This window comes from Microcoleus sp. PH2017_12_PCY_D_A (assembly GCF_020738565.1).
Taxonomy (GTDB): Bacteria; Cyanobacteriota; Cyanobacteriia; order Cyanobacteriales; family Microcoleaceae; genus Microcoleus.
In genome coordinates this window covers 1-1,044 of record NZ_JAEQCI010000004.1, presented here as the reverse complement: position 1 = coordinate 1,044, position 1,044 = coordinate 1, and the positions used below count along the sequence as shown (strand labels likewise).

Annotated in this window: 2 protein-coding genes; both read right to left on the bottom strand. The window is 47.7% G+C overall.

Annotated features, from left to right (window positions below; translation table 11 throughout):
- Positions 1 to 236 precede the first annotated feature (236 nt).
- A complete protein-coding gene (locus JGK39_RS00055; RefSeq protein WP_293297091.1) occupies positions 237 to 512 on the bottom strand; it encodes a flagellar alpha dynein in 276 nt (91 codons plus the stop codon).
- Positions 513 to 544: 32 nt separating this feature from the next.
- Positions 545 to 862, bottom strand: coding sequence for a hypothetical protein (locus JGK39_RS00050; protein ID WP_293297094.1), 318 nt, complete (start codon positions 860 to 862; stop codon positions 545 to 547).
- Positions 863 to 1,044: the final 182 nt, after the last annotated feature.

The window sequence follows — 1,044 nt, the reverse complement described above, 5'->3', positions numbered from 1 at the left end:
CTGCCTTCTAAGCAGCGAGCCGCAGGTTCAAGTCCTGCCGTACCCGTTAACTAAACCTATACATGACAAGAGTTTCAGACGTTTTCCCCCCAACGGACAGACTGCCTGAAACATTGTTTGTTGTGCATTTGTTGTGCATTTGTTGTGCATTTGTTGTGCAGTGGTCTTACACAACAATTGCACAACACTACTTCTTTTAGACAGGTGGTATTCAGCCATCCCTTGGTAGGCACGGGTTAACTCTCTGAGCTAAGTATTTCCAAAAGCACCTCCATGTCGGCCAAGTCCGCCCTTGATTTTTTACGTCGCGCTTTCAACTGGTTGAGCAAGTCAGCCGGCTCTGGGAATTCTGCGGCGGTCAGAGCCGAGTTTTTGTTTGCTTCCCGATCGCGTCGCGCTTCCTTGAGTTCTTGCTCCTGCATCTGAACTTTCAGTACCAAATCGCCGTTGCGTTCGTGTAACTGATTCAGTTCTGCATCCCATTCTGTGAGTTGCTTGTTGGCCGCTTTCAATTCCTGCCTGAGCGATTCATCGTTGCCATCGCTCAGGCTCTCAATTTTCCCAGCCGTTCCTCAATGGTGGCCATGCGTTCCATCACGGGGTCAAGACTTGAACTTACAGTCCTGTCTACAATGTCTACAACGTCTGTAGACACGAAACTATCATTGCCTCGTGTAGACAAATCCGCAGACATTGTAGACACAACATCTTTCCTTGTTGTAGACAGTGTAGACGTGCCTGAAATTTCCTTGAGAATGCGTTGTGCAGCTTGGCTTACCGACTCACCCTCCAGCCTCTGAGCTTCTATCCAGTTGAGAAAGTGACCGGAGGCTCTGAACGATATAACTTGACTTTGACTCATTGTAGACACTTGTAAACAGCATTTGTCTACAATAACTCATTCTGTCTACAGTGTCAACAATTTGTCTACAAACCTGTGGACACGAAAATCCCCCAATTAAGGGGGATGAGAGTGAGCCGTCAGTTGTGAGGCAGAGGCTCTAAATTTTCCGCAGATTGCAGAACAGCATGGAGATTATGCGG